We start from the raw sequence: 8,570 nt of genomic DNA, 5'->3' as shown, positions 1-8,570 counted from the left end.
GATCGTGCTGATGTGTCTCGTTTACAATATCAAGCGTGCCGTTCAACAGTGAAATCCGACGCCGTATGGCGATTCAATGGAGCCATCTAGTGGCCACTGGAAGTCAGTGCACACCCGATCGCACAGCTGTCGTTCGATGGGGCCGCGGGCGCGGTTCGACGGCCAGTCTACCCCACTCACGTCTGCCTTCGCCGGTGGAACATCCTTATACGCGTCCGTCGTCCAGTTAGCGTATGAACGTCGTGCCGGATACGAGCGTGGTCATCGACGGCCGCGTTTCGGCGACGATTGACGATGGGCAGTTCGAGGGAGCGACGATTTCGGTGCCGGAAGCCGTCGTCGCAGAGCTCGAAGCGCAGGCAAACGACGGGATCGACAGCGGCTGGGACGGCTTAGAAGAGCTCCAGCGACTCGCCGATCTCGCCGACGAGGGTGCGATCGACCTCGAGTACATCGGCGAGCGGCCGAACGCCATCGAGCGGGGCCACGCTTCCGAGGGCGAGATCGACGCGCTGATCCGCGATCTCGCGGAGGATCTCGAGGCGACCTTCCTCACGAGCGATATCGTCCAGGCCGAAGTCGCCGAGGCGAAGGGGCTCACGGTCGAGCACGTCTCACCCGAGGTTCGAGAGATCGGCACCCTCGCCGTCGAGAACTACTTCGACGACCAGACGATGAGCGTCCACCTGAAGACCGACGCCGTGCCGATGGCCAAGCGGGGCGAACTCGGCGAGATGCGCTACGAGCAGATCGCCGACGAGCCGTTGGACGAGGCGACGATGGACGAGTACGCCCGCGAGGTCGTCGACGGTGCCAAGGAGGCCTCCGGCGGCTTCATCGAACTCTCCGAACCGGGCATGCAGATCGTCCAGTTCCGGGACTACCGGATCGCCATCGGTCGGCCGCCGTTTGCCGACGGCATCGAGATCACCGCCGTCCGACCGATCGCCCAGACCGACATGGAAGACTACGAGCACGCCGACGAACTGAAAGAGCGGCTGCTCGAGCGCCAGCGCGGCGTCCTGATCTCTGGCGCGCCGGGTGCCGGGAAGTCGACGTTCGCGCAGGCGGTCGCCCGCTTCATCTCGGACCACGACTACTCGGTGAAGACGATGGAGAAGCCACGGGACCTGCAGGTCGGTCCCGACATCACCCAGTACACGGAACTGGGCGGCGAGATGGCCAAGACCGCGGACGCACTGCTGATGGTTCGACCGGACTACACCATCTACGACGAAGTCCGCAAGACCGACGACTTCGAGGTCTTTGCGGACATGCGGCTGGCGGGCGTCGGCATGATCGGCGTCGTCCACGCGACGCGGCCGATCGACGCGCTCCAGCGACTCGTCGGTCGGGTCGAACTCGGGATGATCCCGCAGGTCGTCGACACCGTCGTCTACATCGAGGCCGGTGAGGTCAACACCGTCTACGACGTCCGGACGGAGGTCAAGGTTCCCGCCGGACTCACCGAGGAGGATCTGGCTCGGCCGGTCATTCAGGTGACGAACTTCCAGACCAACGAACCCGAATACGAGATCTACACCTTCAACCGCCAGGTCGTCACCGTCCCGCTCAAAGACGAGGACGGCGGCCCGGCAAACGAGTCCGGCGTCGACCGCATCGCCAAACAGGAGATCGAACGGGAGATCAAATCGATCGCCCACGGCCACGTCGACGTCCAGCTCAAGAGCCAGGACAGAGCCGTCGTCTACGTCGGCGAAGACGACATCTCGAGCGTCATCGGCAAGGGCGGCGGACGGATCACCGACGTCGAGAACCGCCTCGGAATCGACATCGACGTCCGAACCCACGACGAGAACCCCAACTACGGTGCGGGCGGCGGTGGCGGCGTCGGTGCCGGTGCTGGTACAAGTGCGGACGGCGGCAGCGGCGGCCAGCAGGCGGCCGGCCAGCGAGTCACCCCCGAGATCACCTCTCGACACATCGTCATCCCCGTCGACGGCAACCACGGCGAGACCGTCGAGGTCCAGGCCGCCGGCGACTACCTCTTCACCGCGACGGTCAGTCGCGGAGGCGAGATTCAGGTGTCTCGAGGGAGCGCGATCGCGGACGAGCTAGAGCAAGCGATCGACCGGAAGGATCCGGTTACGGTCGTCCCCTCCTAGAGCAGCTTTTTGGTGTCTTCCCGAATGAAATGAGGGAAGGGCCAGCGAGAGCACGTTCTCGCAGGGGAGATTTTTCGAGGAGTGGTGAACGGACGGCTTTTTCGGATTGCTCGAGCGGCAGACGCTTCACCCATCGGATCAGGGAGAGGTTTCATCGTGGCTCGATCATCTCCCACTGGTCAACCGGTGACGGGATGGCCGGCTTCGGCGTTCTGGCGGTCGGTATACCACAGTAACACGGTACAGAGCGCGCCCGCGATCAGGAGCGCGACGAGGAGACCGAACCCCATCACGAACCCAAACCGGCCGAAGACGACACCGACCACCGAGGCGCCGATTCCGCCGCCGAGATAGCACAGCGATCGCATTCCGCCGATCATCCCGCCGACGTATGCCGGCGAGCAGTGTTTCGCGTGCGTGTTGATGACGAAATCGCGGACCGGGAGGATGGCGTTGAGGCCAAGACTAAACAGACAGAGCAAAACCAGTACGTAACGCACGGACGAGACGAACACGAGAAGCGAAAGCGAGACCGCAGCGGTCGTGAATCCGGCGAGCAGTACCGGAATCGCTCCGATTCGGTCCCTGTATATTCCCCCGAGTAGTGCGGCGACCGTACCGATTCCGAAGATTCCGCCCGCATAGAGACCGCCAGTCGTTAGCGTGAGCGACGTCGTTTCGAGGAGGTACAGCGGAAGGATAGCGATCAGTGAGTTCGATGTCGTCGTGAAGGCCACTCCGAACGCGACGACGAGAAGCGTCCGTTTTTGCAACGAGTTTCGCTTGAACGCGACCAACCCCCGCCGAAGGGACGGCGTCTCGTGATCTCGTTCGTCCGTTCGAGACGAACGTTCACTCGAGTACCAGAGCAGTACTGCGAGGGGGAGCGGAACGAACGCGAGCATCAGTGGTGTCGTGTACAGCCCGTACGTTTCGATCAGTGCCCCGATTACGACGGGGCCGACGACGTAGCCGAACGGATTTGCGGCTGTGAGTATTCCGAGCACCGTTCCCTCGGTCCGTTCCGATGCGATAGCCGATGCGGCGATCTGACTCGCCGACCGGTAACTGCCGATACCGACGCCGACGAGAAAGACGGCTCCAAAGACGTGGCCATAGTAACTCGCCACGTAAAGAGAGACAAGCGACAGGGTCGCCGTCAGAATGCCCCCGACGAGAACGATCCGTGTCCCGAGTACGTCAGCGAGGCTTCCGGCCGGGTACTGACTGACTCCGTATCCGACGAACAACGCGCCGAAGAGGAAACTGATACCGGTGTACGATACCGTCGTCTCCTCGATGAACCCCGGTAGTGCCATCGAGAACAGGAGTCGATACGCACTGAGTACGAGCCACGTCGCTGCTAACAGACTGATAATCGGGTAGATCGAGTTCCGCAACGATCGAATGCCGCTGCCAGCATCGGCGAAGATATTATCTTCTGGCACTATCGGTCATTTAAACAACAATTGGTTAAATATTTCTATATATTCGAAAATACAGGCGCTCTGGAAACTATCCATTACTTCGAGGTGAGGGTCGCTATCGTACTTGTTTCACTGGGGCCGCTACCGGGCGATGTAGTACCAACTGAAACTGTTCACACACCGAACGCACAGCCGTCGTGCGATCAGGTGTACACTGACGTTCAGTGACTACTATCGCCACAACGGATCCCGTCGGGCAACTGATACGGATTGCTGTACCGATTTACCGGCGCGACCGCCCCCCCGGGTCGCGGTTGCGCCGGAAATGACTTACAGTAAACCGTCTGAAGCGTTGGAGCCGAGCGAATCTCGATCACGCGGCCCGTCGGTCAGGGCTCCGGCCCGTGTCTGGTCCCGGAGTCGGCACTCAGTTGACGCAACTGTTCGATTCGCTCGTCGGTCGACGGATGCGTGTCCGGGAAGATCTCCGTGCTGACGAGTTCCTTCGATCCGAACGCCCGGGACTCGAGCGGTGCGAGATACAGTGCCTCAGCACCGCCGTCGAGTTTCCGGAGATCCCGGTCCGGCAGGTCGGGCATCGCGCCGTCGATGGTCTCGAGCGCGTTGGCCAGTGCGGCTGGCGACCCCGTGATCGTCGCCGCCGCTCGATCGGCGGCGTACTCCCGCTGTCGCGAGAGGATCCGGTAGAAGAGGACACTCGCGGCCCAGAACATCGCCGAGACCGTCAGGGTGACGACGGCACAGACGACGATGACGACGATCGCGACAGCGAGGCCGCGACCGTCGCCGTTGCCACTTCTCGAGCGGCTACCGAACCCGTGTCCGAACAGTCGAAAGAGCCCGTAGAGGACGTAGAACGCGACGACTGCGAGGTAGTAGGGTATCGTCGGTAACAGCCAGGCGACGGTCATCAGGTTCGCGTCTCGGTTTTTCAGGTGGGCGAGTTCGTGTGCGACGACGGCCTCGAGTTCGTCGGCTTCGAGCGCCTCGAGGAGCCCCTCGGTGACGACGATGCTCTCCTGACCGCCGCCGGCGACGGCGAAGGCGTTGGGAACGTCGCTCGAGATCACCGCGACTTCGGCTTCGCGATGTCGATCTGGGACGACAGTCGCGTCACGGTGGCGTGCAGGTCGGGGTGCTCGGTCGCATCGACCCGTCGAGTCCCCACCGACCCGAGGACGGTCCGCGGGCCGAGCCAGTACTGCACGACGAGACCGCCGAGGATGACGACCGTCAGGAGGATCGGTCGATGGAGAATTCGACGCTGGAGGGCCGTTCGGTAGCCCACTCGAGCAACGCGATTCCTACGGTGTTAGCGAGAAAGAGACCGGTGTAAGCGAACGCGAACGGCAGACAAACGAGCAGGCCGAGCGCGACGAGCATTCGGAGACGGAGGTCGCGGGCTGGAGTAGTGGGCGACATGGAGCGATTCGACGTCGTGAGTTGGCATCGAAACTGTCCAATATAATTGTATCTCTCGGAGAACGTCGGGCGTGCAGTGCGTTTCAGCGGCCCCGATAGCCGACGACGGGCCACCCGCTTCGGACCGACCGTGTGACGGATACGCACAGAGAAACTACTAGCTGTTTAAGGAGTAGGCATTTATACGAGACGAATGATCGATTGTCGTATGGATCAAAAGGTGTTTGGACAGCATGGGCGCAGATAGGAAGACGATCGTCTACTATGAGGGATCCGCGAACGGCTCGTTCATCACGGATCGGCCGGGCCTCGAGGCGGTCCGGTCGCAGATCGTCGCCGACGTTCGAACGACTGTCGCGGATGCGGGTGCAGACGGCGTCGTCGTGGCGATGAGCGGCGGCATCGATTCAACGGTAACGGCGGCGCTCGCGGCCGAAGCGCTGGGAAGCGATCAGGTACTCGGACTCGGCCTTCCCTGCCACAAGACCGAACACGCCGGTGTCAGCGAGGCCCAAACTATCGCGGAGGGGCTCGGAATCGAGTTCGAAGCGATCCAGTTGCGACCGGTTCTCGAGGCGTTCGAGCAAACGGTCGCGAGTCCGCTCGAGTCTCGTTCCGACCGGGACGAATCCGATCGGCCGAACGAGCGAAACCACGCGATCGGGAACGTGACCGCGCGGTTGCGGATGACCTGTACGTACTACGCGGCCAACCGGCAACAACGGCTCGTCCTCGGGACGTCGAACCGCTCGGAGTTCCTGTTGGGCTACTTCACGAAATACGGTGACGGTGCGGCCGACGCGTATCCGATCGGCGACCTCTACAAAACCGAGGTTCGAGCGCTCGCAAAACGGATCGGGATCCCCCGGCGAATCGTTAGCAAGGAGCCGACGGCGGGGTTCTGGGCGGACCAGACCGACGCCGACGAACTCGGGGCCTCCTACGACGTCATCGATCCTCTGCTACAGCGACTCGTCGACGAGGAGCAACCGGTCAGCGAGGCCGCTGAGGCGCTCGACATGGATCCCGAAACGGCCCGGTCGCTCGCGTGGCTCTGTGCCGAAACCCGGCACAAACGAGCCATGCCACCGACACCGGGGATTGCCGACCGCGGTGAGTAGTGCAGACGACACAGCCACGTGCTGTGCTCATACTGTCGGACAGCAGTCAATACGAAGTCGACCGTGAATTCGGGGTCGTCGCCGACGGTGACGGCTCCAGCAGACCGATCGGCTTCACGTCGTTCTGTCCAACAGTATCAGCCGTCGGTCAGCGTCCGGATTCGCCGCGGTACAGGTCCGGGTTCCGCCACCAGAACAGCCCCCACGACAGCATGAAGCCGGCGGCCATTCCGACAACATCCTGTAGAATCTGCGGGAAGTCGAAGTCGACGATGGCGACGAGCGCGATCGCCGAACCGATCGCGGCACCGACGACGACGAACAGCACGTCACCGACGATATGTTCCCGAGAGTGGTCCCAGTACTGCTGTCGATCCTCGTCGTACCAGACGCCGATGTAGATCAACACCGGCGCCATCGAGGTGATTACGGTAATTACCTGGTAGTCACTGGGGAGTCCCGCAGGTTCGAACACGAAAAAGTTGAGTAAATTTGCGGTGATCGCCATCGCGAACAGCCCGATCAACAGCCATCCCCACCGGGGGAGACGCTCCTTGTCCATGCAAGGGATCGGTTACTGCGACAAAATAATGCTGCCGTTTGTTATCGGTTATTCAGCGCAGCAGGCGTCCTTTTTCGGGGCCTCTTCGACGCCGTTTCCGTCCGCTGCCACCGGTTCCTCGAGTCGGTAGAGGCTCTGTCGAGCGTCTGCAAAGTAGATATCCTCGTTGACGATCCCGATTTCCTCCAACCGCTCGAGTGCATACCGGACGGTCCGGGCCGATAGCATCGATTCCTCGACGATCTGCTTTTGGGTCAGTGGCCCATCATACTCGAGAACCTTGAAGACGAGTTTGGCGCTCGGTGGCAAATCTTCGATGTCCTCCCCGTCAGTCTCTGCCATATTACGAATCGAAAGCCCCCAGCAGTATAAAAGTTGAGCCTTACGCCCGACACTGTCATGAAAGATTGCAAGAGATATGTCTCAGTAAAGTACGTCCAGACAGCGTCTGCGTCGATATATCGAGAATTGACTCGGTAGTCAGGTTTTGGTGAAAGACGCAGCAACCGAGACGGATGTGGTAGCTACTGGTGGCTACTGGACGTCAGTACACGCGCACAGATTGCCTCGGTCGCTGCTTCGTGACTGGGATGCAGTAACGTCGACTGCTACAGTTGCCGCCAGACGTCTTCGTCGTTATCGAATCCCTCATCGGGAGCCTCGAATTCGTCGCTTCCCTCGAGTTCCATGTCATCCGGCGAAAGCATGGGCTGGGCATCCACGATCTCCGACTGCTCCGCCTGCTCCGGCTGGTCGCCGAGGTTCATCTCCGGCCAGGCGGTCTCCTCCCAGAGGCCGCGTTCACTGTAGTAGTAGACGACACCGTCGTTAACGACGGCGAACAGGCCGCGTTGTTTGTCGTTGACGACGCGCTCGTTCGTATCGATTGCGACGTCGACGACGTCCTCTAAGGTGTCGAGCGAGACGTGATAGTCGCCGATCCACATCGGAATCGAACCGCGCGAGATCCACTCGGCGTACCGCTGCTCGTGAACCGCACGCCGGGCGGCCTCTTCGTCGACCGGCGCGCGACGGGAAACGAACGCAGCACCGGCAAGCGAGAGCGTTCCCAGCAGCGAGAGTCCGGCGATGGTCGCCGGATTTCGCGACTCGGTCGTCTCTACCGTTCCCGTCCGATAGCTGTTCGGATCCGATGCGGACAGCGATTCTTCCAGCCAGTACGCGTCGTTGGTCACCTGAAACGTCGTCGACTCCCGCTGTGTTCCCGTACTCCGTTCGGTTTCGTACTCGACGCGAAGCGCCAACTCGAGGTCGATCGAACCGACGCCCGACAGTTCGCGCTCGAGATGACGCTGCCGCTCGCGATAGGATTCGACGTCGATCGTCCCCGCCGACGTCGCGACGCCGTCGTCGACGGACGGCGAGTCAGCTATTATGGTGTGCGTTTCGTTCCAGAACGACTGTCCGTCTCGGGTCGCATCGAACCGAAGCAGTAGTTCGTGGCTCACCTCGCCGTCGACCGGCGTCCCGTCCGTTTCGTCTACCAGTCTCGTCTCCGGTTCCACCGTCAACTCCGGCGAGGCGTTCAACATGTAGACCTGACTGTTCTCGAGTCGATCTCCCTCGTTCCAGAGACTTCCGTTCTGAACGACGACGGCGCTCGTCTGAACCTCGGTCGAGACCCGCTCCTCGCCGTACTGGGGTGTCGTCGACGTCGACGGGCTCGCGACGGCCCACCCCGTTGCGAGGAGTGCGAGTGCCCCGATTACGACCAGTGCGATCGTTATCGGACGGCCGTATTCGGCGAGCAACAGATCGAGACGGGGATTATCAATCACAGTTCAAACTCCCTCGACCGGGGCAGTCGAATCGAGTTTCGTCCCCCATTTTGCCCGGACCGGTCCGGTCGGTGGACCGGTCGCAGGGCGTA

The 8,570-nt window shown here is 61.7% G+C and carries 6 protein-coding genes and 1 pseudogene; 2 read left to right on the top strand and 5 right to left on the bottom strand.

The window, feature by feature from the left end; all coding sequences use genetic code 11:
* Positions 1-233 precede the first annotated feature (233 nt).
* Positions 234-2,126: a PINc/VapC family ATPase gene (locus GS429_RS21650; RefSeq protein WP_160068101.1), complete on the top strand. Its 1,893-nt coding sequence runs from the start codon at positions 234-236 to the stop codon at positions 2,124-2,126.
* Positions 2,127-2,305: 179 nt separating this feature from the next.
* Here GS429_RS21650 and GS429_RS21645 read toward each other — a convergent pair whose 3' ends face one another.
* Entirely contained in the window at positions 2,306-3,574 is a 1,269-nt protein-coding gene (locus GS429_RS21645) for an MFS transporter (RefSeq protein WP_328821535.1), read from the bottom strand.
* Positions 3,575-3,942: 368 nt separating this feature from the next.
* A pseudogene (locus GS429_RS21640) lies at positions 3,943-4,996 on the bottom strand (M48 family metalloprotease).
* Between the two features lie 233 nt (positions 4,997-5,229).
* Between GS429_RS21640 and GS429_RS21635 the strand changes: the two are divergent.
* A complete protein-coding gene (locus GS429_RS21635; RefSeq protein ID WP_160068099.1) occupies positions 5,230-6,117 on the top strand; it encodes an NAD+ synthase in 888 nt (295 codons plus the stop codon).
* Positions 6,118-6,265: 148 nt separating this feature from the next.
* On the opposite strand, the gene GS429_RS21630 is transcribed toward GS429_RS21635, so the two are convergent.
* From GS429_RS21630 to GS429_RS21620, 3 genes are all read right to left on the bottom strand, one after another.
* Positions 6,266-6,679: a hypothetical protein gene (locus tag GS429_RS21630; RefSeq protein ID WP_160068097.1), complete on the bottom strand. Its 414-nt coding sequence runs from the start codon at positions 6,677-6,679 to the stop codon at positions 6,266-6,268.
* Positions 6,680-6,727: 48 nt separating this feature from the next.
* Positions 6,728-7,021 (bottom strand): winged helix-turn-helix domain-containing protein, encoded by a 294-nt coding sequence (locus GS429_RS21625; protein ID WP_160068095.1) that lies wholly within the window; start codon positions 7,019-7,021, stop codon positions 6,728-6,730.
* A 266-nt stretch (positions 7,022-7,287) separates the two neighbouring features.
* Positions 7,288-8,478 carry a DUF5305 domain-containing protein gene (locus GS429_RS21620; protein ID WP_328821532.1) on the bottom strand — a complete coding sequence of 397 codons (1,191 nt, stop codon included), beginning with the start codon at positions 8,476-8,478 and terminating at the stop codon, positions 7,288-7,290.
* Positions 8,479-8,570 lie beyond the last annotated feature (92 nt).

Origin of the sequence: Natronorubrum halalkaliphilum (assembly GCF_009834785.1) — an archaeon.
Taxonomy (GTDB): domain Archaea; phylum Halobacteriota; class Halobacteria; order Halobacteriales; family Natrialbaceae; genus Natronorubrum; species Natronorubrum halalkaliphilum.
Note: the sequence above shows the minus strand (reverse complement) of the source record. Positions and strands in the feature narration are given on the sequence as shown.